At 69.0% G+C, this 24,445-nt stretch carries 13 protein-coding genes and 2 rRNA genes (1 of these 15 cut by a window edge); 3 read left to right on the plus strand and 12 right to left on the minus strand.

Annotation, left to right across the window (positions count from 1 at the left end; genetic code table 11):
- Nucleotides 1-34: 34 nt before the first annotated feature.
- The 4 genes from BLU81_RS27255 to BLU81_RS27270 are packed head-to-tail and all read right to left on the minus strand — an operon-like array spanning nt 35 to nt 5,624.
- A complete protein-coding gene (locus BLU81_RS27255) occupies nt 35-1,978 on the minus strand; it encodes a TIGR03960 family B12-binding radical SAM protein (protein WP_092547395.1) in 1,944 nt (647 codons plus the stop codon).
- A 31-nt stretch (nt 1,979-2,009) separates the two neighbouring features.
- Complete coding sequence (locus BLU81_RS27260; protein ID WP_092557700.1) at nt 2,010-2,354, minus strand: STAS domain-containing protein; 345 nt, start codon at nt 2,352-2,354, stop codon at nt 2,010-2,012.
- Nucleotides 2,347-4,854: a SpoIIE family protein phosphatase gene (locus tag BLU81_RS27265; protein WP_231953534.1), complete on the minus strand. Its 2,508-nt coding sequence runs from the start codon at nt 4,852-4,854 to the stop codon at nt 2,347-2,349. Before BLU81_RS27265 ends, BLU81_RS27260 begins: the two co-directional genes overlap by 8 nt.
- A 29-nt stretch (nt 4,855-4,883) precedes the next feature.
- Nucleotides 4,884-5,624 carry an alpha/beta fold hydrolase gene (locus tag BLU81_RS27270; RefSeq protein WP_307833822.1) on the minus strand — a complete coding sequence of 247 codons (741 nt, stop codon included), beginning with the start codon at nt 5,622-5,624 and terminating at the stop codon, nt 4,884-4,886.
- 347 nt (nt 5,625-5,971) lie between these two features.
- On the opposite strand from BLU81_RS27270, the gene BLU81_RS27275 reads away from it, so the two are divergent.
- Nucleotides 5,972-7,708 carry a hypothetical protein gene (locus tag BLU81_RS27275; protein WP_092547399.1) on the plus strand — a complete coding sequence of 579 codons (1,737 nt, stop codon included), beginning with the start codon at nt 5,972-5,974 and terminating at the stop codon, nt 7,706-7,708.
- A gap of 311 nt (nt 7,709-8,019) precedes the next feature.
- Here BLU81_RS27275 and BLU81_RS27280 read toward each other — a convergent pair whose 3' ends face one another.
- The 3 genes from BLU81_RS27280 to ndk form a co-directional block, all read right to left on the minus strand.
- The gene (locus BLU81_RS27280) at nt 8,020-8,697 is read right to left on the minus strand and encodes a lysophospholipid acyltransferase family protein (protein ID WP_092547401.1); all 678 of its coding nucleotides are present in this window, start codon (nt 8,695-8,697) and stop codon (nt 8,020-8,022) included.
- Nucleotides 8,698-8,839: 142 nt separating this feature from the next.
- The gene (gene ileS, locus BLU81_RS27285; RefSeq protein ID WP_092547403.1) at nt 8,840-11,956 is read right to left on the minus strand and encodes an isoleucine--tRNA ligase; all 3,117 of its coding nucleotides are present in this window, start codon (nt 11,954-11,956) and stop codon (nt 8,840-8,842) included.
- A gap of 302 nt (nt 11,957-12,258) precedes the next feature.
- On the minus strand, nt 12,259-12,675 hold the full coding sequence (gene ndk / locus BLU81_RS27290; protein WP_092547405.1) for a nucleoside-diphosphate kinase: 417 nt from the start codon (nt 12,673-12,675) through the stop codon (nt 12,259-12,261).
- A gap of 153 nt (nt 12,676-12,828) precedes the next feature.
- Here ndk and BLU81_RS50905 point away from each other — a divergent pair, with 153 nt between their 5' ends.
- Nucleotides 12,829-17,142 carry a VOC family protein gene (locus BLU81_RS50905; RefSeq protein WP_231953535.1) on the plus strand — a complete coding sequence of 1,438 codons (4,314 nt, stop codon included), beginning with the start codon at nt 12,829-12,831 and terminating at the stop codon, nt 17,140-17,142.
- A 39-nt stretch (nt 17,143-17,181) separates the two neighbouring features.
- Here the strand turns inward: BLU81_RS50905 and BLU81_RS27300 are convergent, their stop codons facing one another.
- The 3 genes from BLU81_RS27300 to BLU81_RS27310 are packed head-to-tail and all read right to left on the minus strand — an operon-like array spanning nt 17,182 to nt 21,484.
- The gene (locus BLU81_RS27300; RefSeq protein ID WP_092547409.1) at nt 17,182-17,532 is read right to left on the minus strand and encodes a DUF4233 domain-containing protein; all 351 of its coding nucleotides are present in this window, start codon (nt 17,530-17,532) and stop codon (nt 17,182-17,184) included.
- Nucleotides 17,529-18,857 (minus strand): bifunctional folylpolyglutamate synthase/dihydrofolate synthase, encoded by a 1,329-nt coding sequence (locus tag BLU81_RS27305; protein WP_092547411.1) that lies wholly within the window; start codon nt 18,855-18,857, stop codon nt 17,529-17,531. Before BLU81_RS27305 ends, BLU81_RS27300 begins: the two co-directional genes overlap by 4 nt.
- Nucleotides 18,854-21,484, minus strand: a complete 2,631-nt coding sequence (locus BLU81_RS27310; protein WP_092547413.1) for a valine--tRNA ligase — start codon at nt 21,482-21,484, stop codon at nt 18,854-18,856. Before BLU81_RS27310 ends, BLU81_RS27305 begins: the two co-directional genes overlap by 4 nt.
- A 133-nt stretch (nt 21,485-21,617) precedes the next feature.
- On the opposite strand from BLU81_RS27310, the gene BLU81_RS27315 reads away from it, so the two are divergent.
- The gene (locus BLU81_RS27315) at nt 21,618-22,361 is read left to right on the plus strand and encodes a hypothetical protein (protein ID WP_092547415.1); all 744 of its coding nucleotides are present in this window, start codon (nt 21,618-21,620) and stop codon (nt 22,359-22,361) included.
- A 375-nt stretch (nt 22,362-22,736) separates the two neighbouring features.
- Here BLU81_RS27315 and rrf read toward each other — a convergent pair.
- Nucleotides 22,737-22,853: ribosomal RNA gene (gene rrf / locus BLU81_RS27320) — 5S ribosomal RNA — on the minus strand.
- A 111-nt stretch (nt 22,854-22,964) separates the two neighbouring features.
- A 23S ribosomal RNA gene (locus BLU81_RS27325) occupies nt 22,965-24,445 on the minus strand (it continues 1,633 nt past the right edge of the window).

The raw sequence follows: 24,445 nt of genomic DNA on the forward strand, positions 1-24,445 counted from the left end.
GACGGGCTGGTTCTTCGGGGGAATCGTCGATCTCCTAAGCGGGAACCCGCAGATTGGTCACGGGAGTCAGGGGAAGCAGCTTCTTGCCGGTGGGGCCGATCTGGATCTCGGTGTCCATCGACGGGCAGACGCCACAGTCGAAACACGGGGTCCAGCGGCAGTCGTCCTGCTCGTACTCGCTCTTGGAGTCCTGCCAGTCCTGCCAGAGCCAGTCCTTGTCGAGGCCGGAGTCCAGGTGGTCCCAGGGCAGGACCTCCTGCTCCTCGCGCTCGCGGGTGGTGAACCAGTCCAGGTCCACCCCGAACGCGGGCAGCACCTCGGCGCTGGACTCGACCCAGCGGGCGTAGGAGAAGTGCTCGGACCAGCCGTCGAACCGGGCGCCGTTCTCCCAGGCCCGGCGGATGACGTGGCCGACCCGGCGGTCGCCGCGGGACAGCAGGCCTTCGATCAGTGAGGGCTCGCCGTCGTGGTAGCGGAAACCGATCGCCCGGCCGAGCGAGCGGTCGCTGTTGATCGCGTTCTTGAGCAGCTTGAGGCGGCCGTCGATGACCTCCGGCCGGTCCATCGGCGCCCACTGGAACGGAGTGTGCGGTTTCGGCACGAAACCGCCGATCGACACGGTGCAGCGGATGTCCTTGGTGCCCGCCGCCTCGCGACCGGCCCGGATCACCTCGTGCGCCATGTCGGCGATCTCCAGGACGTCCTCGTCGGTCTCGCTGGGCAGGCCACACATGAAGTACAACTTCACCTGCCGCCAACCGTTCGAGTACGCCGTGACGACGGTCCTGATCAGGTCCTCCTTGGTCACCATCTTGTTGATGACCTTGCGGATCCGTTCCGAGCCGCCCTCGGGGGCGAAGGTGAGACCGGTGCGCCGCCCGTTGCGCGACAGCTCCTGCGCCAGGTCGATGTTGAACGCGTCGACCCGGGTGGACGGCAGCGACAGCGACACGTTGGTGTCGGCGTACTGCTCGGCCAGGCCGGAGCACATGTCACCGATCTCGGAGTGGTCGGCGCTGGAGAGCGAGAGCAGCCCGACCTCGCTGTAACCGGAGAACTCCAGGCCCTCTTTGATCATCTGGCCGACCGTGGTGATCGACCGCTCCCGCACCGGGCGGGTGATCATGCCAGCCTGGCAGAACCGGCAGCCCCGGGTGCAGCCGCGGAAGATCTCCACGGCATAGCGCTCGTGCACCGTCTCCGCCAGCGGGACCAGGGGCTTCTTCGGGTACGGCCACGCGTCCAGGTCCATCGTGGTGCGCTTGGAGACCCGGAACGGCACGTCCGGCCGGTTCGGCACGACACGCTGGATCCGGCCGTCGGGCAGGTAGTCCACGTCGTAGAACCGGGGCACGTAGATGCTCTCGGTCCGGGCCAGGCGCAGCAGGATCTCGTCGCGCCCGCCGGGACGGCCCTCGGCCTTCCACTCCCGGATGATCCCGGTGATCTCCAGGACCGCCTCCTCGCCGTCACCGAGCACGGCGGCGTCGATGAAGTCGGCGATCGGCTCCGGGTTGAAGCTGGCGTGCCCGCCGGCCAGCACGATCGGGTGTGTCTCGTCCCGGTCGGCGCTGTCCAGCGGGATACCGGCCAGGTCCAGAGCGCTGAGCATGTTCGTGTAACCCAGCTCGGTGGCGAACGAGATCCCGAACACGTCGAACGCCTTCACCGGCCGGTGCGCGTCGACGGTGAACTGCGGGACACCGTTCGCCTTCATCAGCGCCTCGAGGTCCGGCCAGACCGAATAGGTCCGCTCGGCGAGCACGCCCTCCTGCTCGTTGAGCACCTCGTAGAGGATCTGGACGCCCTGGTTGGGCAGGCCTACCTCATAGGCGTCCGGGTACATCAGCGCCCACCGGACGGTGGTGTCGTCCCAGTCCTTGACGACGGCACCCAGCTCACCGCCCACATACTGGATCGGTTTGCTGACCAGAGGGAGGAGCTGCTCGAGCTGCGGGAAGACGGAACTCACGCTCATGGGAGCCCAGCGTACGCGAGGCCGGTAGAGGCTAACGGCCCAGTTCCGCCGCCGCCTTGTCCAGGTCCGTCGTCAGCAGGTCGGCACGGAACGCGCAGAGCTGCAGGGTCATCCGGGCCGGGCCTCGTTCGCCGACGACCAGGCGGATCGGTTTCCCCCGGTCGTCCAGGTCACCGACGATGAAGTCCAGCAGCCGCACGCCGGCGCTGTCCAGGAACGAGACCGCGGTCAAGTCGATCACCACCGCGTCGGCGGTGGTCGTGCGCGCCACGATGGCCCGCCCGATGTCGTTGGCGTTGGCCAGGTCGATCTCACCCTTCAGATGGACGAGTTCGGCCACCCCCCGCCGGGAGAAGCTAACCCACTGCTCAGTCATGGTCATCTCCCCGATGCCGACGCATCGTCACCCTCGTCCCTTCGGCGCCCCGTTCGAAGGCCACCTCGTCCATCGACTCGTAGATCAGTTGCAGACCCCGGCCGCGGGCGAAGTCGGTGCCCGGCCCGCGCCACCCGCCCCGGTCGGTCACCCGGATCTCCACGGTCTCCGGGCTGATCGTGGCGGCCACGTCGACCACCCCGAACGGGTCGTCGGAGTAGCCGTGCTCGATCGAGTTGGCCACCGCCTCGGAGCAGGCCAGTAGAACCGCGTTCAGGCAGTCGGTCTCCACCCCGTGCCCGGCCAGCCAGCCGCGCATGTCGGCCCGCAGCAGGGCGATCTGCAGCGGGTCGGCGCCGATCGAGCGTTCCAGCCGCTCCTCGCTGCCGAGCGTCAGGCAGAGCATGCACACGTCGTCACCGTGGTCCTTGCCGACCAGGGTGTCGGCGAGACCCGCGGTCAGGCCCTTGAGCGGTGCGTCGCGCAACCGGGCGTACTCCCGGGCCAGGATCTCGAAACCACGGTCGATGGTGCGGTCCCGGCGCTCGATCAGGCCGTCGGTGTAGAGCAGCAGGCGGCTGCCGGCGGCCAGGCGCATCCGGTGTTCGACCCGGCGGCGGTCGCCGGCCCGGGAACCGATCGGCGCTGACCGAGCCTGCAGCAGGTACTGCGGGGAGCCGGCCGGCTCGTGCAGCAACGGCGGCAGATGACCGGCGCAGGCGTACGCCACCTCACTGCTGAGCAGATCGACCTCGACGTAGACCACGGTGGCCATCCGGGCCGAGTCGACCCGCTCACAGAACCGGTCCAGCCCCTCCAGGAGCCGGGCCGGCCCGTTCTCGGCCGACGCCAGCGCCCGGATCGCGCTGCGCAGCTGACCCATCGTGGTGGCCGCCTCGATACCGCGCCCGACCACGTCGCCGACCACCACGGCCAGCTTGTTCGCGGTGATCAGGAAGGCGTCGTACCAGTCGCCGCCGACCTCCATGTCCAGCGCGGCGGCCTGATAGTGGGTCTCCACCGCGAACCGCGGGTCGGAGCCCGGCACCGAGTCGGCGAGCAGGCTGCGCTGCAGGGTCCGGGCGATGGCCCGTTCCTGCTCGTAGAGCCGGGCGTTCTCCAGGGCCAGGGCGGCCCGGTCGGCCAGGTCGATCAGGAAGTTCCGTTCGGCCTCGGCGCCGCGGCGGTCCGGGGCCATCCGCACGGCCAGGGTGCCGAGCACGTTGCCACGGACGGTGAGCGGCAGGACCGTGCAACCGAGTCCGTCACCGTCGGTCGCGAAGACCGGGGCCGCCGACTTGATCGCCTCGGCCGTCCGGACGTCCAGTCGCGCCTGGTCGGGGGCCGGGCTGCCGTGGTACTCGACCAGTCCGGCCGGGCCCACCTGGAGCCGCACCAGAGCCCAGTCGGCGATCTCCGCGACCATCCGCTCGACCAGCCGGCGGGCTCGTTGCAGCAGCCGGTGCTCGACCTCCATCGACCGCATGGTCCGGGCCATGAACGAGGCCCGTTCCTCACGCCGCCGGACGTCGTCGTAGAGCCGGGCCCGGTCCAGCGCCTGCCCGGCCTGCTGCCCGAGCAACCGGATCACCCGCAGTTCACCGTCGGTGAGGGTGCGTTCCTCGCGGAAACTGAACGCGAGCACCCCCAGCACCGTCAGACCGCCCTCGCCGTCGGCCGGCCCGGTGGTCAGCGGCAGCAGCACCACACTCTTGCGCTCCGAGCGCCGCATCGACTCGGCCAGGTCCGGGAAGTGCTCCTCGGCGTCGGCCACGGTGCCGACCACATGCAGGTCACCGCGCCGGGTCACCTCGGCCACCGCCCGGGTCGACGAGCACGGCATGTCGTCCCAGTTGCCGGTGGTCGGGTCGGTCGAGGCGACCGCGATCAGCTGGTCCCGCTCGGTGTCGACCAGGTAGATGCTGGTGCTGGCGGCTTGGAAGGCCGGTTCCGGGGCGCGCACCACCGCCTCGGCGACCTCGGCCACGGTCGGTGCCGCCGCCAGGTCGGCCACGATCTGCTGCAGCACCCGGACCCGCTGTTCGGACGCTTCGGCCGCCCGCCGGGCGTGCAGCAGCTCCTTCTCGTAGCTGCGCCGCTCGGTCGCGTCGAAGACCATGGTGCGGATGATCCGGGGTGAGCCGGTCGGCCCGCGTTCCAGCACCGAGTTGACCAGGGTGGGCAACCGGCGCCGGTCCGGGCGGACCACCTCCAGCGCTATCTCGTGGACCTCGCCCTGCATCGCCAGCAACGGCGCGTAGTGCGTCTCGTGGTAGATCTGGTCACCCGGAGTCAGCAGGTCGCGGAACCGTTTGTGACCGATCAGGTCGGCCCGGGCATAGCCGGTCCAGGCCAGGAACGTCTCGTTGACCCGGACGATGGTGCCGTCCGGGAGCGTGGTCAGGTACCCGCACGGCGCATGCTCGTACAGGTCCTCGGGATCGTCGTCCCAGGGAAGTCGCAACTCTTGTGTCACGTCCGGCACGCCAGATTCACTCACACCAATGCTCCGCCGATCATGCCCGCCGTCTACAACCAGGCCTTGATCGCGTCAACCGTCTCTTCGGGTGCACTCAGGTTAGGGCAGTGCCCGGTGGCGTTGAGCGCGGTGAAAGTGCTGTCCGGCGTGTGCTTGTGGACGTACTCGCCGACCACGTCGGGCGCGATCACATCGTCCGAACACTGCAGGATGAGCGAGCGGACCCGCAGCTTCGGCAGGTCCTCCCGGTTGTCGGAGAGGAACGTGACCTTGGCGAACTTCTTGGCGATCGCCGGGTCGGTGCGGCAGAAGCTGTTCGTCAGCTCCTCGCCCAGCTCCGGGCGCTCCGGGTTGCCCATGATGACCGGGGCCATCGCGCTCGACCAGCCCAGATAGTTGCTGTCCAGCGACTCCAGCATCTGCTCGATGTCGGACCGCTCGAACCCGCCGACGTAACCGGCGGACTGGTCGTCGATGTACCGCGGGGACGGGCCGACCATCACGATCCCGCCGAACCGGTCCGGTTCCCGGTTCGCGGCCAGCACGCCGATCATCGAACTCACCGAGTGGCCCACGAAGATCACGTCGCGCAGGTCGTGCTCGCGGAGGATCTCCAGGACGTCCTCGGCATATCCCGCCAGAGTCCCGTGCCGGGCGTCCCGGTAAGCCGACAGGTCCGATTTGCCGTTACCGACGTGATCGAAGAGGACGATCCGGTGCGTGTCCTGGAAGGCCGGGGTGACAAAACGCCACATGTTCTGATCGCAGCCGTACCCGTGAGCGAACAACATCGGACGACCATCCATGGCACCCGAGATCGTCACGGCGTTTCTCTGCTTCGTACTCATGTGATCGTGGCGCGCCCGGGCATGCTGCGGCCCGCGGGAGCGCCCCTCCCTTCCTGCACGCGAATGATGTGTCGCACACCCGGATAGTGACCCGGGACACGAACCAGCCCTTTCGAGCCGATCGATGCCGAGTCCGGGTAACCATACGACTCCGGAGCGTTTCGCACGACGCCCACCTTGTCCGCCATTCGTGTCCGCTGTCTCCCACGGGCCACCCCGTCCCACTGGCGCACCCGGCCTAACCTGGGCAAGGAGTCTCATGTCCGGGCACGCGGGAGGAGATCGAATTCATGGCCGACCAGCAACCGGGTGACACCACACCGGTCGCCGGAATGCCCGACCCCACCCGAAACGCCGGATCCGGCGAGGGCGAGCCGCCGACCGCGGATCTGCCCGGGCGGTGGAGCGGGGCCGCGGCGGTTCCCGAGCAGGGTGGGCCGCGCCGCTCACGGTGGTCCCGCGTCAAAGACCGATTGGCTGGTACGGGTGGGCAAGCCGCCGACCTGGACGACCGCACCACGGTCCCCGCCGTCGACCCGTGGGCCGATCAGGACACTCCGGCCTGGCCGGACGTCTACACCACACCACCCGCCGACCCGACCCTCTTCGACGGCCCCGCCGAGCGGACTCTGTTCGAGACGTCCCCGGCGCCCTCGCCCGCCCTGGTGAACCGCACCCCGTTCGGAGCGTCCCCGTCGGCCTCTCCCCCGTCAGCCGAGCGCACGCTCTTCGAGACGTCTCCGGCGCCCTCATCGGGTGGTGCGGCGACCGCCCCGGCCTCGCGGGCGGCCGACTCGGCGCCGCGACCGTCCCTGCTGGATCGGGTCCGGCGCGAGACGGAACGGCTACGGAAGGAGACCTTGGCCGCCGCGCGCGAGCCGGTCAATCCGGCACCGGTACCGCCGCCACCACCGCCGTATCAGCCCGTCGGCCCGGCTCCCGGTACCTACCCGCCACCGGCCGGAGGCACCGGCCTGCCGCCGCTGGTCCGGCCGAAATGGCAGGTGTGGGGGCAGCAGGCCGCCGCGAGCAGCAGGGAAGCCGCGGCTGCGGCCCCCGAGCGACTCCGTTCCTGGGGACAGCAGGCCACCGAAATGGGCCGGCAAGTCGCGGACAAGGGCCGCCAGCTCGCGGACCCAGGTCGCCAGAGCGCGGACCACAGCCGGCAAGTCGCAGACCCGAGTCGCCAGAGCGGGCACGTCGCAGATCCGAAGCGGCCGAGCGGGCAGGGCGCGGACCCGAGGCGGCATGCCGCCGACCAGAGCCGGCAAGTAGCGGACCCGAGGCGGCCGGGCGCCGGCCAAGGGCAGCAGGTCGCCGCCGGTGTGCCCGGGAAGCTGCGGGCGTGGCGGCGTAAGGCTGCTCCGGAGGCCGCCGCGCCGCCACGGATCCCGGTCCAGTCACGGCCGGGCGCGCGACCCTGGACGCCCACCCCGCCGAAGCCCCGGCGCCGGTTCCGGCGGTTGCGGCGGCTCGTTCTGGTGGTGACGGTGGTGATCGCGCTGTTCACGGTCGGGCCGTACGTTCAGCCGCACATCCCGGTGCTGAACCAGTATCCGGTGACGGCGATCCTGCCGGACGGCTTCGCCGACCTGACGCTGCGGGACACCTCGGCCGGGCGGCAGGCCGCGCAGAAGCTGGCCGAACAGTTGCAGGAGGCGGGAGCCGGCAGCGACACGTTCGCCGGGATCTACGGCGACGGGAAGGGCAAACGGGTCACCGTCTTCGGTGTGACCGGGTTGCGCCTGACCCCGGGTTCCGACGTGGAGGCCCAACTCGGCCGGCTGTCCGACTCGCTGAAGCTGAAGAACGTGCAGTCCTACGACACCGGCGTGTTCGGCGTGCACCAGCGATGCGGAACCGGCCGCCTGGACGGCACATCGGTGGTCGCCTGCAGCTGGGCCGACCATGGCAGCCTGGCCACGGTCCTGCTCACCCGCCGTTCCCTGGAGGAGAGCGCCGACCTGGTGTCCCGCCTGCGCAGCACGGTCCTGACCACCTCAGCCTCCCTGACCCCACTCGTCTGAAACGACCAGCCCGGCGAGTTCAGGCACACCCCAGCCCTCGACCGACCGCGTCGCGTTGCGTGGTGAGCTGGGGTGCGATCCGAACCGCAACTCACCACACGTCCACTGCCGCACCACTGCGTGCTGAGCTGGGGTTCGGATCGAACCGCAACTCACCACGCGGGTGTGGGTTCGGGGCTTGGTGGAGGCGGGGCACCAGGCCGGGGCACCGCATTCGGCCCGGCGGTCGCGGGGCGGCCTTGACCGGCCGCTCTCCTCGCGTGGTCGGTGCGGGAGGTGCGGATTCGGCGGGAGTGCCTACTCGTACGAGATCAGCTGGATTTCTCTTCGCGTTTGGGGGCGTACCGCGGGATGTACTCCTGGCCGGTGAGGCGCTGGATGTCGGTCATCACCTGGTCGGTCAGCTCGCGGAGGGAGTGCCGGTCGTCGGAGCGCCCGGTCGTCTCGATCGGCTTGCCGAACTTGATGCTGATCACGTCGCGCATCGGGCTCGGGTAGAGCTGGCCGATGGGCTGGACCTTCTCGGTGCCCTGCACGCCGACCGGGATGATCGGGACACCGGCGGCGACCGCGAGCCGGGCCACGCCGGTGCGGCCGCGGTAGAGCCGGCCGTCGGGTGAGCGGGTGCCCTCGGGGTAGACGGCGACCAGGTCACCGCCGCGCAGCGCGGGGATCGCGGCGTCGAAGGCGGTGAGGGCGGCGCGGCCACCGGCACGCTCGACCCGGATGGCGCCGACCCCGGCCATCACCTGGCGGAAGAGGAATCCCTTGACCCCGGTACCGGTGAAATAGTCGGCTTTGGCCCAGAACGCCAGGTGCCGGTCGACCACTGCGGCGAGGAAGAGTTCGTCAGCGACCGAGAGGTGGTTGCTGGCGAAGATCGCGCCACCGGTGAGCGGGACGTGCTCGATGCCTTCGACGTGCGGCTGCCAGCCGGCCATCAGAACCTTGCCGAGCGTGAGCTTGCCGAACGAGTAGAGCAGCGGCAACTTCGTCCTCCGGGACGCGGTGGGGCGGGGTGGGGTGGTGGTGTTGTGAGGTTAGCTGACAGTCGCGGCGAGGAGTCTAGTGCCGTCTGACCGGCCCGGACACCCGCCCACCCTTGGCGAACATCCGGGCCGACCCGAAGTGTCAGACTGCCGAAACGGTCACCGTGACCTGTTCCCCGTCGCCGACCTCACCGGTGAAGCCGCCGGAGAGATCGGCGAACTCCACTGTCGTGGCGAGCGTCTCACCCGCGACGAACTCCCGGTACGCCTCGACCGCGGCCCGGACCGTCGCCGGCACCGACAGCACCAGCGTGATCCGGTCGCTGACGTCGAGGTCGGCGTCCCGGCGGGCCTGCTGAACGACGCGGATCACGTCGCGGGCCAGGCCTTCGGTGGCCAGTTCCGGGGTGACCGCCGTGTCGAGGACCACGACACCGCCACCGGCCGGCAGCGGCGCGGAGTTCTCCACGTCGCTGGCGACCAGCTTCAGCTCGTACTCGCCCTCGGCGAGGGTCACGCCGGCCGCGACCGGAGCGCCGTCGACGAGCTGCCAGTCACCGGACTTGACCGCCTTGATGACCTGCTGGACCTGCTTGCCGACCCGAGGACCGAGAGCCCGCGGTACGACGGTGAGGACCTGCCGGCAGTACGCGGCGACGTCGTCGGTGAAGACCACGTCCTTGACGTTGACCTCGTCCTTGAGCAGGTCACCGAGTCCGGTCAGCTTGTTGCCGTCGGCCGTCGCCACGGTGAGCGCGGCCAGCGGCAGCCGGACCCGCAGGCCCTTCGCCTTGCGCAGCGACAGGGCCGCCGAGGCGACGTCGCGGATCGCGTCCATCGACGCGACCAGTTCGTGGTCGGCCGGGAACGTGTCCGCCGACGGCCAGTCGGTCAGGTGCACCGAACGACCGCCGGTCAGGCCGCGCCAGATCTCCTCAGCCGTCAGCGGCGCGAGCGGCGCCACCACCCGGGTGAGGGTCTCCAGCACGGTGGCCAGGGTGTCGAAGGCGTCCTCGTCACCGGCCCAGAAACGGTCCCGGGAGCGGCGCACGTACCAGTTGGTGAGCGCGTCGAGGTAGCTCCTGATGGAAGCCGCCGCACCCGAGATGTCGTATTCATCCATCTGCCGTTGGACGTCTTCGACAAGCTCGCGCGTCTTCGCCAGGACGTACCGATCGAGAAGGTGTGTCGAATCCGTCCGGAGTTTCGCCTGATAGCCGGAGGCGTTGGCGTAGAGGCTGAAGAAGTACCAGACGTTCCAGAGCGGCAGCAGCACCTGGCGCACCGAGTCCCGGATCGCCGGTTCGGTCACCGGCATGTCGCCGCCCCGGAGCACCGGGGAGGACATCAGCATCCAGCGCATGGCGTCCGAGCCGTACGTGTCGAACACCCGGTACACGTCCGGATAGTTCCGCAGCGACTTGGACATCTTGCGACCGTCCTCGCCCAGCAGGATGCCGTGGCTCAGGCAGTTGCGGAACGCGGGCCGGTCGAACAGTGCCGTGGCCAGCACGTGCATGGTGTAGAACCAGCCGCGGGTCTGCCCGATGTACTCGACGATGAAGTCGCCCGGGTAGTGGTCCTCGAACCAGTCCTTGTTCTCGAACGGGTAGTGCACCTGGGCGAACGGCATCGAACCGGACTCGAACCAGCAGTCCAGCACCTCCGGAACCCGGCGCATGGTGGACTGCCCGGTCGGGTCGTCCGGGTTGGGCCGGGTCAGCTCGTCGACGTGCGGCCGGTGCAGATCCGCCACCCGCACCCCGAAGTCGCGCTCCAGCTCGTCGTAGGAGCCGTAGACGTCGACCCGCGGGTACTGCGGGTCGTCCGACTTCCACACCGGGATCGGCGAGCCCCAGAACCGGTTACGGGAGATCGACCAGTCGCGGGCGTTCGCCAGCCACTTGCCGAACGAGCCGTCCTTGATGTGCGCCGGAGTCCAGTTGATCTCCTGGTTCAGCTCGACCATCCGGTCCCGGAACGTGCTCACCGCCACGAACCAGGACGACACCGCCTTGTAGACGAGCGGGGTGTCACAGCGCCAGCAGTGCGGGTACGAGTGGACGTAGGCGTCGTGGCGCAGCACCACGCCTCGCTCCTTCAGGGCGGCGATCACCGGCTTGTTCGCGTCGAAGACCTGCAGGCCCTCGAAGTCGGGGACCAGCGAGGTGAACCGGGTGTGCTCGTCGACGGTCACCAGGGTCGGGATGCCGGCGGCGTTGCAGGCGTTCTGGTCGTCCTCACCGAAGGCCGGGGCCATGTGGACGACACCGGTGCCGTCCTCGGTGGTCACGAAGTCGGCGCCGAGCACCTGGAAGGCGTTCTCCCCGGCCTGCTCGACGAGGAAGCCGAACAGCGGGGTGTACCTCTTGCCGACCAGATCAGACCCCTGCACGGTACCGACCTGCTCGTAGCCCTCCAACTCCTTCGCGTAGGCACCGACCCGCCCGGCTCCCACGATGAGCTTTTGACCTGATTCGTCGGACATGACGGCATATTCGATGTCCGGGCCGACGGCGAGGGCCAGGTTCGACGGCAGCGTCCACGGGGTGGTCGTCCACACCGCGATGTCCTCACCGGTGTCCAGGCGGAACCGGACGGTCAGCGCCGGGTCGGTGCGATCCCGGTAGACGTCGTCCATCCGGGTCTCGGTGTTCGACAGCGGGGTCTCACAGCGCCAGCAGTACGCCAGGACGCGGAAACCCTCGTACACCAGGCCCTTCTCATGCAGCGTCTTGAACGCCCACATGACCGACTCCATGTACGCCGGGTCGAGGGTCTTGTAGTCGTTCTCGAAGTCCACCCACCGGGCCTGACGGGTGACGTACCGCTCCCAGTCCTTGGTGTAGGCGAGCACCGAAGCCCGGCAGGCCTCGTTGAACTTCTCCACACCCAGGTCGAGGATCTGCGCCTTGCTGGTGATGCCGAGCTGCTTCTCGGTCTCCACCTCGGCGGGCATGCCGTGGGTGTCCCAGCCGAACCGGCGCTCCACGTGCTTGCCACGCATCGCCTGGTAACGCGGGACCAGGTCCTTCACATAACCGGTGAAGAGGTGCCCGTAGTGCGGCAGCCCGTTGGCGAACGGCGGGCCGTCGTAGAAGACGTACTCGTTCGAGCCGTTCTCGCCGGCCGGGCGCTGCTCGACGGACGCCTCGAAGGTCTTGTCGGCCGCCCAATGGTCCAGGACGGCACGCTCGACCGCCGGAAGATCCGGACTTGCCGGTACGCCGGTGGCGTCGGTGTGTTTCGGGTAGGCCATGGTGTTCCCCTCAAGCAGTTCACATGACGTGACTGCGAGGACGAGCCGGTTTCAGCCCGCGGTACCACCTCGCTTGGCGGTTCGTGGAGACCCGCCCGCTCATTCCCGGATGACCTGCGCGGTCCGGTCCGCCCGGTTCTACTAGGGCACCGTGTGCCCGTTCTTCCGGAGGCTCCCCGGTGATGGCCGGTTCAAAGCCTGCGTGCCGTCAACGATACCGGCCCGGTTTAGATTCCCTCGACCGCATTAACCGGGCGGCCGCTGTGCCGCCCGGTGCGATCGGACCAGATCTCAGGAAGCCGTCAGGCCTTGGGGAACCAGAGGGCCAGCTCACGCTCGGCGCTCTCCGGCGAGTCGGAGGCGTGCACCAGGTTCTCCCGGTTGGAGAGAGCCAGGTCACCACGGATCGTGCCGGCCGCCGCCTTCCGGCCGTCGGTCGCGCCGATCATGGCCCGGACCACGTCGATGACCGTGTCACCGGAGAGGACCACGGCGGCCAGCGGGCCACTCGTCATGAAATCCTTCAACGGCGGGTAGAAGGCCTTGTCGACGTGCTCGGCGTAGTGCGCGTCGGCCAGCGAGCCGTCCATCGTGCGCAACTCCAGCGCCTCGACGGTCAGACCCTTACGCTCGAAACGGGACAGAATCTCGCCGAGCAGTCCGCGGCGGACCGCGTCAGGCTTGATGAGCACGAGCGAACGTTCGGTGGTGCTGGACAACGCAGTTCCTCCGTTGCAAGGGGACAGGGCCGACACGCGGGGAGTTCAGCCTATCGGTACCAGGAACGGCGCGAGCAGCGATGTCCGCACTGGCGCACTTTCGCGGACGCACCGCCGGGTCATAACCTGACGGGAACTACCGGGAGGTCCACAGTGGCGAACCAGACCGGCCGGCCTATCGCACCGGCACGCCGACTGGTGTCGGCGATCATGGCCACGCTGGCGGTCTTCGTGATCGTCTTCGGGCTGGGTATGGCGAGTTTTCCGGTCGCCATATTCGGGCTCGTCGTGCTCGGCCTAGCCGTGGGCGTCGCCTTCATGAACGTGTCACGCCGTGGCGGCCGCGCCACCGTGGCCGGCACCGCCGAGGTCAACTCGATCACGCCGCCCCCGCCCGCCGGAGCCTACGGCCGCGCCACCATCGAACTGGTGGTCGTCGCACCCGGGCTCGGCGCCTTCGAGACGATGATCCGCGAGTCCCGGGTCCCGGTCGACAGATGGCCACTGCCCGGCACCACCGTGCCGATCACCGTCGACGTCGACGACACCCGCCGCGTCCGGGTCAACTGGAAGGACGCGCCCGGCCGCCCCGAAGGCGGCGACCCGCCACCGCCGCAGCAGTCCACCGCCCGCGCGGACGCCGCCGACCTGGACGACGAGCTGCTGGGCAGCGTCGACCCGGCCCCCTGGGAGGGCCGCCACGACTGGGACGTCGACGGCGACGGCATCTCCCCGTCCCGCGGTGGCGGCGGCACCACGACATACGCCCGCCGCACCGCCGCGCCCGTCGTGGTCCGCGACACACCCGCCGGGACCATAGTCGAAGGCCACGTAGTCGACACCGAGGAGGAGCCGCCGCCGCTCCCCCGCCGGGCCGGCAGCGCCCAGCGCTTCGACCAGCCCCCGCCCACCGACCGGGACGAGCAGTTCACCACCCCGCCGCCCCGTGACCTGGCCGACGACCTGTTCAGCACCCCACCGACCCACACGTTCAACGACGACTTGTTCAGCACGCCGCCCACCCACACCTTCAACGACGACGGCCCCACCCCCGACTTCGACGACCGGCGCACTCCCCCACCCACCCGCGACTTCGACGACGACCGGCTCAGCCCTCCGCCCGCTCACGACTTCGACGACGACCGGGCCACCCCTCCGTCAGGTCGCGACTTCCAGGACGACCGGGCCACCGCGCAGCCGCCCCGCGACCTCGACGACGACCGGCTCACCACCAGCCCGGCCCGCACCTCGTCACCGGACTACGACCGGCTCACCGCCTCGCCACCGGATGACGACCGGCTCCGTGCCTCGTCACCGGGCGACGACCGTTTCGCCGCGCGGACACCTGATCCGGATGACCATCCGTTCACCGAGCGGCGGCCGGCGGATGACGACCGGCGCACGGCTCGTTCCCGTCCGGCACGCCCGGCCAGCCCGGACGCGTGGAGCGCGGTGCCCTCGGAGTCCCCGTTCACCTCGACGAGCACACCCACCTCCCCGGCCCGAGGCGGGAACCCTTCCACGGCCTACCCACCGTCGCCGTCGACCGGCCCGACAGCGGCAGCCGCATCCGGCCCGTCCGGCACCGCCACCAGCCGCCCGGCCCGCCCCCGGCCCAGCCCTCGCCGACGGTCGACCCCACCAACCACCGACACCCCTTTGGGTACGCCCCCAGAGCCCTCCACCACCCCCACCCCCGCCACGAGCAACACAACCACGGCCACCGAGAACGCGGCCACCGCGACCACGGCCACCGCGACGACGCTGCCGCAGACCACGACGGCACCCCCGGCCCAGCGCATTCCGGACGACTCCCGCCACAATCCCGCAGCCGACCACGACGCAGCCATCGACCTGGACCTGGACGGCCCACCGGCCGCCTCAGCCTCGGCGACCAACTCAGCCCCGGCGGCCGCCACCGATTCCCGCTCGACGGCCACCGCTCCGCCCCAGCGCACCGGCCCAGACGTCGTGTCCCCCATGGGTTCCGCCCCGGCCACCAGGGAACGCCCCGAGCCCGAGCCCACCGGCTCCACCCCCGCCACCGATCGCATCGCCCCGGTGTCACCGGCAGCCGATCGGACCAACCCGGTGTCACCGGCAGCCCCGTCGCTTCACCGGGCCACCGATTCGGCTTCACCCGCCGCCCCGGTGTCACCGGCACCGTCGGGCCGCCCGCGCCCCACCACCGGCCCGGCCGGAACCGCGGCACCGGCCCCGGCTTCGACCAGCGGGCCGAAGCGCTCCCGGTCCACCGGCCCGACCGATCCGGTGTCACCCGCGGCCCGATCGCCCCGGCCTATCGGGGAGACTCCGCCACCGCCACCGGCCGCCCGTCCGGCTGGTGCTCCCGCGCCGCCGCCCGCGCCGGTCGCCCGCCCGAGTCACGCGGCCCCGCCGCCACCTGCCGGACGTACCGCTCGCCCGTCTGCCTCCTCGGCCCGCCCGCCGGTCTCCCCGGTTGGCCCGCCGACCGCCACGTCCCGTCCGGCAGCCGGCCCTTCTCCGGAGCAGCCCGACCAGCAGGCCTGGTCACGGCCCACCCGGAGCGCCCCGGTCCCACCGCAGGCGTCCCGTCCGGCCCCGGCACCCCATCAGGCACCGGCTCCCCGCCCGGCCCGCGAGGACGACCGCTGGGCACCGCCGGTCCCGGAACGCCTGGCGCCCCGGCAGACCTCACGGCAGGCCCCGCCCTCGGACACCGCACAACCGGAGTCACCGCCCGAAAGCACCACGTTCAGCTCGCTCTCCTCCCCCAGCGACTCCACGGAGCCACTGGTCAGACCGTCCCGGTCTACGGAGGCCCCGGCTAGGCCGTCCCAGTTCACAGACGCCCCGACACAACCGACCCAGCCCACAGACGCCTCAACTCAGCCGTCCCGGTCCACGGACGCCTCAGCTCAGGCGGCCCAGTCCGCAGGGGTCCCGGCCGAGCCGTCTCGGTCCACGGGGATCCCGGCCGAGCCGTCCCGTGCCGAGACCCCTTGGGCACCGCCCGTCGACCGCTCCGCGACCTCGGCCCACGGTTCGGCCCCGGTGACCCCGGTACCGCCGAACGTCGAAGCCCGGCCACTGGGCAGCCGCACCCGCTTCTTCCTCCAGCCAGGGGACGAGACGCCACCGGACGACGACTTCCTACGTGACGACGAGCCGCGTGATGCAACCCCGCGCGGCGACGCCCCGCAACAGGCCACCGGAACGCAATCCGGCAGCGGAACGCGGCAGGGTGGCGCTTTCCAGTCGGGTGGTGTGGCGGGGACACGTCCTGAGCCGACTCCCGCGTCGGTCCGGCCGGAACCGCGCCCGGGCCGCACGTCTTCGTCGGCACCGACACCGGTCGGCTCGCCGCCCGCAGCCCCAGTGCCGGACCGGCCGTTCCCAAGTGCCCCACCGCCCGCAACCCCACAGGTCGCAGCCCACCCGGCCGCAGTCCAGCCGACCGCATCACCGCCGCCCGCGGACCCGCACTCCGACCAGCCCTGGGCTGGGCACGGCGACAAGGCCCGGCCCGCCGACCGGGTGTGGATCACCGATGACGATGACAAGCCGCGCCCAGACCAGATCGACATCCCCTTGGATCGGGACTTCCCGATCGGCGGCGATCTGTCCTTCACCGGAACCCGCGAACCGGCCAAGGCCACGACACCGACACCGACACCGACACCGACACCGACACCGACACCGACACCGGTGAACCGTGAGAGCACCCCGAGCGTCATCACGCCCGAGACCACTACCTCGGGCGTGTCGATCCACCAGGCACCCGCAAACCCGGCACCCACAACCCAGCAGCCCGCGAACCAGGCACCCGCGAACCAGGCACCCGAGACTCCGGCGTCCGCCGAACCGGTAGAGCCTGAGCCGGCACCCGGGACACCGCAGCCGTCAGCGCTTCGGGACGGCATCATCGGGGTGGCGGTGGGCCGGGCCGCGGTCTCGCCCGGCGCCTTCGCGACCACGCATCTGGAAGATGCCGAAGAGGACGACCAGCGACGCCCGCCGAGCGGCCCGTGGGGTGACTTCAGCCGCCGCGAGCCGGACGAACACGCGGGCGACGTGATCACCGCCTACCCCAGCGCGCGACCCGGCCCGGCCGGTGCGATCCACGGGGTGGGTATCACGGTGCTGGTAACCGATCTGAACCGGTCGACCCGGTTCTACCGGGACATCCTCGGCTTCCACGAGATCGACAACGGCGACGGCAGTGCGGTGCTCGCCTCCGGGGACACCCGGCTGGTGCTGCGAACCGTGCACAGCCTGACGTCGGAGGCGGGCCGCCTGATCTACCTGAACCTGGAGGTCGGTGACATCGAGGCGGTGCACGCCGAACTGCGGGACAAGGGTGTCAAGTTCGTCCACTCACCGCGCCCGGTGAACCGTGGTGACCGGCTGGAGTTGTGGTCGGCGACGTTCCGCGACCCGGACAACCACAACATCGCCATCACCCAGTGGCGGGCCATCCACTGACCGGAAGATCCCGGGCGGCCCGACACGGCCGCCCGGGGTTCAGCCGAGGATGCTGCGGCGGACGTGCAGGGCGTACACCCACGCCAGCCCGAAGATCACGCCGACCGCCGCGAGGGTCCAGTGCAGGAACCCTCCGGCGAGCAGCAGCACCTGAACACCGGAGCCGGCGGCCCAGGCCCAGTTCCGTTTCATCATCCCGGTCAGGATCGCCGCCACCACGGTCAGCACGACGACCGCGATGATCGGCGGGCCGCTGCGATCACCGGCGAGCATCTTCAGCGGCGCGATCATGAGCAGGAGCACGATCACTTCGAACCCGAGTGTGGCCGCGCCCAGACCCCGTACCGCCGCCTCGGGATTTTTAAGACCGGAAGGCTTGGACTCGGTCATCGCTTGAGCAGTTTCCGTGCGTCGGCGACGGTCACCACCGAGCCGGTGATCAGCACTCCGACGCCACTGAGTTCACCGGACGAGTCGTCTTCGGCGAGGAACACGGCCTCGGCGATGGCGTCCGGCATCGTGTCGCTGACGGTGACCCGGTCCTCGCCGAAGATCTCGACGGCGAGTTCCCCGAGTTGCTCGGCGGGCATCGACCGGGACGAACTGTTCCGGGTGACGACGATCCGGGCGACGGTCGGTTCGAGCAGTTCGAGAAGCCCGGTGACGTCCTTGTCGCCGAGTACCGCCATCACGGCCACCAGGTGCCGGAAGCCGAATTCCTCTTCCAGCGCGGCCACCGTGGCGGTCATCCCGTGCGGGTTGTGCGCGGTGTCGAGGAGGATGGCCGGGGCGCTGCGGACCCGTTCCAGCCGGCCCGGCGAGTCGGCGTTGGCGAACCCTTCCCGGATCAGCTCGATCTCGAGTTGCTTGTCCGGCCCGGCACCGAGGAACGCCTCGACGGCGGCGAGCGCGAGGACGGCGTTCTGTGCCTGGTGAGCGCCGAACAGCGGCAGGAAGACCTCTTCGTAGACACCGCCGAGGCCACGGAGGACCAGCACCTGCCCGCCGACCGCCTGGGTGCGCTCGACAACCCCGAACTCGCTGCCTTCCCGGGCCAGGGTGGCACCCATGGAGGCGCAGCGTTCCCGGATGGGCCGCAGGGCGTCCTCGTCCTGGAGCGCGGTGACCACCGTGGCACCCTGGTGAATGATGCCGACCTTGTGCCAGGCGATGTCCTCGATGGTGTCGCCGAGCCACTCGGTGTGGTCGAGACCGATCGGGGTGAGCACGCAGACGCCGGCTTCGATGACGTTGGTGGCGTCCTCCTCCCCACCGAGCCCGACTTCGACGACCGCGATGTCCACGGGCGCGTCGGCGAACGCCGCGTACGCCATGGCCGTGGTCATGTCGAAGTAGGTCAGCGGTTCGGGGTGCCGGTCGTCGACCAGGTCGGCCAGCGGAACCACGTCGTTGTACGTGTCGACGAACCGTTCCTCGGACACCGGGTCACCGTCGAGGCTGATGCGTTCCCGGATGCTCTCCAGGTGCGGGCTGGTGTACCGCCCGGTGTGCAGCCCGTGGGCGTTCAGCAGCGCGTCGATCATCCGGGCCGTGCTGGTCTTGCCGTTCGTCCCGGTCAGGTGGATCGCCGGGTAAGCCCGCTGCGGGCTGCCCAGCATGTCCATCAGGTCCCGGATCTTCTGCATGTCGAAGATCATGCGGGTGAAGCCGCGCTTCTCCAGCGCGGCTTCCACTTCGGCGTATTCGCTGGTCATGCGGCCGGCAGAGCGTCAAGGGCGGCAGCGATCCGAACCAGGTCGGCCTCAGCCGTGGCCAGCCGGTCCTTGATCTTCGCGACCACCTGTTCCGGGGCCTTGCCGACGAAGGCCTCGTTGCCGAGCTTGGCCCGGCACTGGGTCGCCTCCTTCTCGGCGCCCGCCTTGTCCTTCTCCAGCCGGGCCCGTTCGGCCGCCACGTCGATGGTGCCGCGGGTGTCCAGGTCGACGGTGATGCTGCCGGTCACCGCGAGGGTGGCGGTGGCGGCGAAGTCGTCGCCGGGCGCGTCGAGCCGGGCCAGCGATCGGATCAGCGCCTCGTGCGCGCTGATCCCGACGTTGCCCAGGCCGGTGAGCGCGGCGGTGACCCGCTGGCCCGGTTTGAGTCCCTGGTCGGCACGGAACCGGCGAACCTCGGTGACCACCTTCTGCAGGGCGGCCAGCTCGTCCTCGGCGGCGTCGTCGATGAGCGCCTGGTCCACCGTGGGCCAGGCCGACTTCATCACGGTCTCGCCGCCGGTGAGGGCGATCCACAGTTCCTCGGTGACGAACGGGATGACCGGGTGCAGCAGCCGCAGCAGCTGGTCGAGCACGTGCCCCAGGACGCGCTGGGTGGTCGGGCTTCCGGCGGCGAGGACCGGCTTGCTCAATTCCAGGTACCAGTCACAGACGTCGTCCCACGCGAAGTGGTAGAGGGCGTCACAGACCTTCGCGTACTCGTACGCCGCGAAGTAACCGTCCACCTCGGCGGTGACGTGCTGCAGGCGGGACAGGATCCACTTGTCGATCGCGGACAGCTCCGACTCCGCCGGCAGGTCGCCGACGGTGGTGGCCCCGTTCATCAGCGCGAACCGGGTCGCGTTCCACAGCTTGTTGCAGAAGTTGCGCGACCCCTGGCACCACTCTTCACTGATCGGCACGTCGGAGCCGGGGTTGGCGCCGCGAGCGAGCGTGAAGCGGGTGGCGTCGGCGCCGTACCGCTCGATCCAGTCGAGCGGGTCGACCACGTTGCCGAACGACTTCGACATCTTCTTGCCGAACTGGTCCCGCACCATGCCGTGCAGGTTGATCACGTCGAACGGCTGCCTGCCGTCCATCGCGTACAACCCGAACATCATCATCCGGGCCACCCAGAAGAACAGAATGTCGTAGCCGGTCACCAGCACACTGGTCGGGTAGAACTTCTCCAGCTCGGCGGTCTTCTCCGGCCAGCCCAGCGTGGAGAACGGCCACAGCCCGGAGGAGAACCAGGTGTCGAGGACGTCCTCGTCCTGGTGCCAGCCCTCACCGGTGGGCGCCTGCTCGTCGGGGCCGACACACACGATCTGGCCCTCAGGTCCGTACCAGACCGGGATCCGGTGCCCCCACCACAGCTGCCGCGAGATGCACCAGTCGTGCATGTTGTCGACCCACGCGAAGTAGCGCTTGGACAGCTCGGCCGGCTCGATCGCGACCCGGCCGTCCCGGACCGCGTCACCGGCCGCCTTCGCCAGCGGTTTGGTGTTGACGAACCACTGCAGCGACAGCCGCGGCTCCACCGTCGTCTTGCACCGCGAACAGTGCCCGACCGAATGCAGGTAGGGCCGCTTCTCCGCGACGATCCGGCCTTCCTCCCGCAGCGCGGCGACGATCGCCGGCCGGGCTTCGTACCGGTCCAGGCCCTGGAACGGGCCGGGCACCGTGATGACCGCACGCTCGTCCATGATCGCCGGGCTGGGAAGGTTGTGCCGCTGGCCGATCTCGAAGTCGTTCGGGTCGTGCGCCGGCGTCACCTTCACCGCGCCGGTGCCGAACGACGGGTCGACGTGCTCGTCCGCCACGATCGGAATGCGCCGGCCGGTCAGCGGCAGCTCCACCTCGGTGCCGACCAGGTGCTTGTACCGCTCGTCGTCGGGGTGCACGGCCACCGCGGTGTCACCGAGCATCGTCTCGGCACGCGTGGTGGCGACGACGATCGCGTTGTCACCCTCCCCGTACCGGATCGAGACCAGCTCGCCCTCGTCATCGGTGTGCTCGACCTCGATGTCACTGAGCGCGGTGAGGCACCGCGGGCACCAGTTGATGATCCGGTTGGCCCGGTAGATCAGCCCGTCGTCGAACATCTTCTTGAAGATCGTCTGCACCGCGCGGGACAGACCCTCGTCCATCGTGAAACGCTCACGCGTCCAGTCGACGGAGTCGCCGAGCCGCCGCATCTGCGCCAGGATCGCGCCGCCGGACTCGGCCTTCCACTCCCAGACCCGCTCGACGAACTTCTCCCGGCCCAGGTCGTGCCGGGACAGCTGCTGGGACGCGAGCTGCCGCTCGACGACGTTCTGCGTGGCGATGCCGGCGTGGTCCATGCCCGGCAGCCACAGCACCTCGTAGCCCTGCAGCCGCTTGAGCCGCACCAGGACATCCTGGATGGTGTGGTCGAGGGCGTGCCCCACGTGCAGCGAGCCGGTCACGTTCGGCGGCGGGATCACGATCGTGAACGGCGGCTTGTCACTCTTCGGGTCCGCGGTGAAGTAACCCTCCGATACCCACCGCTCGTACCGCCGCTGCTCTACCTCGCCCGGCTGGTACTGAGCGGAGAGTCCACCGGTGGGCCGGCTGTCGGGAGTACGGGCTCTGGTCTCATCGGTCACCCGACAAGTCTACGGATCCGTTCCGAGCACCACGAATTCGCACCTCCCCGGGAGGAAGCGATCGCACCCGGCCACTGTTCGGGCAGCATCGGGCGACACCGCCGGGATAGCTGGCGCGGGATAGGCTCGACGGATGTCGGATCGCGGCCAGCAGGCGCCCACCCCCACCGGTCCCACTCCCAGCGCGGACACGCCCGACCAGGCGCCGGTGGATCACAGCCCCGCCGCCGGTGACGTCCCGTTCGAGATCACCGCCGACGACGGTCACTCAGCGTTCCGGCTCACCGATGCGGAGAGCAACGATCCCACCGAGACGGCCGGCAACCGCAAGGTCCGCACGGTCGTCCTGAGTTCGCTGCTGGCGGTGGCTCTGGCCGGCGCCGGCACCATCGGCTGGTTCGGCTGGACGGTGAACTCGGAACGCCACACCACCCTCTCCACCCCCACCAAGATCGGCGCGCTGACCCTGAACGACAGCGAAGAGGCCACCGCCACCGCCGACTACCTGCAGACGGCCCTGTCCGCCGAGATCACCATGGACAAGGCGGTCGGCGCGGTCTACACGGCCGGCGACGACAAGTCGGTCCTCTTCTTCGGCGGCACCACTCTGCTGTGGTCCCCGGAAAGCGACTTGGATTCAGCGTTCACCCTGGTAAGCGACGACCAGAGCGCGATCACCGGCCTCAAGGAAGTCGACGCCGGCGATTTCGGCGGCACGATGAAATGCGGCATCGCCAAATCCAGCGACGGCGACCTGGCAGTCTGCGGCTGGGCCGACCACGGAAGCCTGGCCTTGGCGATGTTCACCAACCGCACCGATTCCGAAGCAGCCCCCTTGATGCGCGAACTGCGAAACGCAATCCAAACCAGATCCTGATTCGGTACGCCTACACCTCCCACAACCGCACCCCCAAGTCCCCGGCTGCGCCGCTACCGACGTCTTCCCCGACGCCCACAACAGCCCCCGGCCGCCCGAGCGGCATTTCCCCAAGGCCACTCCTGATCCCCTCAGGCCCCGATCCCAACAACCGCTCACCAGCAGCCGATCCTCAGCAGTCGACTCCCAGGGCACTGATGACCCACGGCACTGACCTCAAACCGCCGCTCAGACGCATCCAGACCGGCCCAGCTCGCCACTACCGCGATCCCCGGCTCAAGTCCCGAAACGGGCTCCAGTCCCGAACCGCATTCCGTCCCGGAAATGCAGAAAAGGCCCACCCGGTCACCCGGGTGGGCCTTTCCATACGTTTGAGTCCGGCGGCGTCCTACTCTCCCACACCCTCACGAGTGCAGTACCATCGGCGCTGGAGGGCTTAGCTACCGGGTTCGGAATGTAACCGGGCGTTTCCCCTCCGCTATGACCACCGAAACAGCCATCAGCGAAACATCAACCAGCAACCCGAGGACCGGACTTCTCCGGATCGGGGTGGTTGTTCGTTTGCTGTGAATCACACAGTGGACGCTAAGCACAAAATTTAGGGTGGTTAAGCCCTCGGCCTATTAGTACCGGTCAACTCAACACGTTACCGTGCTTACATCTCCGGCCTATCAACCCAGTAGTCTAGCTGGGAGCCTTACCCACTCAAGGTGGTGGGATACCTCATCTCGAAGCAGGCTTCCCGCTTAGATGCTTTCAGCGGTTATCCCTTCCGAACGTAGCCAACCAGCCATGCTCCTGGCGGAACAACTGGCACACCAGAGGTTCGTCCGTCCCGGTCCTCTCGTACTAGGGACAGCCCTTCTCAAGTATCCAACGCGCACGGCGGATAGGGACCGAACTGTCTCACGACGTTCTAAACCCAGCTCGCGTACCGCTTTAATGGGCGAACAGCCCAACCCTTGGGACCTGCTACAGCCCCAGGATGCGACGAGCCGACATCGAGGTGCCAAACCATCCCGTCGATATGGACTCTTGGGGAAGATCAGCCTGTTATCCCCGGGGTACCTTTTATCCGTTGAGCGACACCGCTTCCACTCGCAAGTGCCGGATCACTAGTCCCGACTTTCGTCCCTGCTCGACCCGTCAGTCTCACAGTCAAGCTCCCTTGTGCACTTACACTCAACACCTGATTGCCAACCAGGCTGAGGGAACCTTTGGGCGCCTCCGTTACCCTTTAGGAGGCAACCGCCCCAGTTAAACTACCCACCAGACACTGTCCCTCGACCCGATCAGGGCCGCAAGTTAGATACCCAAACCCAACAGAGTGGTATTTCAACATTGCCTCCACCCGAACTGGCGTCCGAGCTTCACCGGCTCCCACCTATCCTACACAATTAAATTCAGATACCAATGTCAAGCTATAGTAAAGGTCCCGGGGTCTTTCCGTCCTGCCGCGCGTAACGAGCATCTTTACTCGTACTGCAATTTCGCCGGGCCTGTGGTTGAGACAGTGGGGAAGTCGTTACGCCATTCGTGCAGGTCGGAACTTACCCGACAAGGAATTTCGCTACCTTAGGATGGTTATAGTTACCACCGCCGTTTACTGGCGCTTAAGTTCTCCGCCTCGCCCTCACGGGCTAACAGGTCCCCTTAACGTTCCAGCACCGGGCAGGCGTCAGTCCATATACATCGTCTTACGACTTGGCATGGACCTGTGTTTTTAGTAAACAGTCGCTTCCCCCTGCTCTCTGCGGCCATACCACGCTCCACCAGCAAGTGGCTTCACGCGTCCGGCCCCCCTTCTCCCTAAGTTACGGGGGCAATTTGCCGAGTTCCTTAACCACAGTTCACCCGTCGCCTTGGTATTCTCTACCTGACCACCTGTGTCGGTTTAGGGTACGGGCCGCTCAAAGCTCGCTAGAGGCTTTTCTCGGCAGCATAGGATCAATGACTTCACCAGAACGGCTCGGCATCACGTCTCAGACTATATGCACCGCGGATTTGCCTACGGTACGTCCTACACGCTTACCCCGGCACAACCACCGGCCGGGATCATCTACCTTCCTGCGTCACCCCATCGC

This window comes from Actinoplanes derwentensis (assembly GCF_900104725.1).
Classification (GTDB): domain Bacteria; phylum Actinomycetota; class Actinomycetes; order Mycobacteriales; family Micromonosporaceae; genus Actinoplanes; species Actinoplanes derwentensis.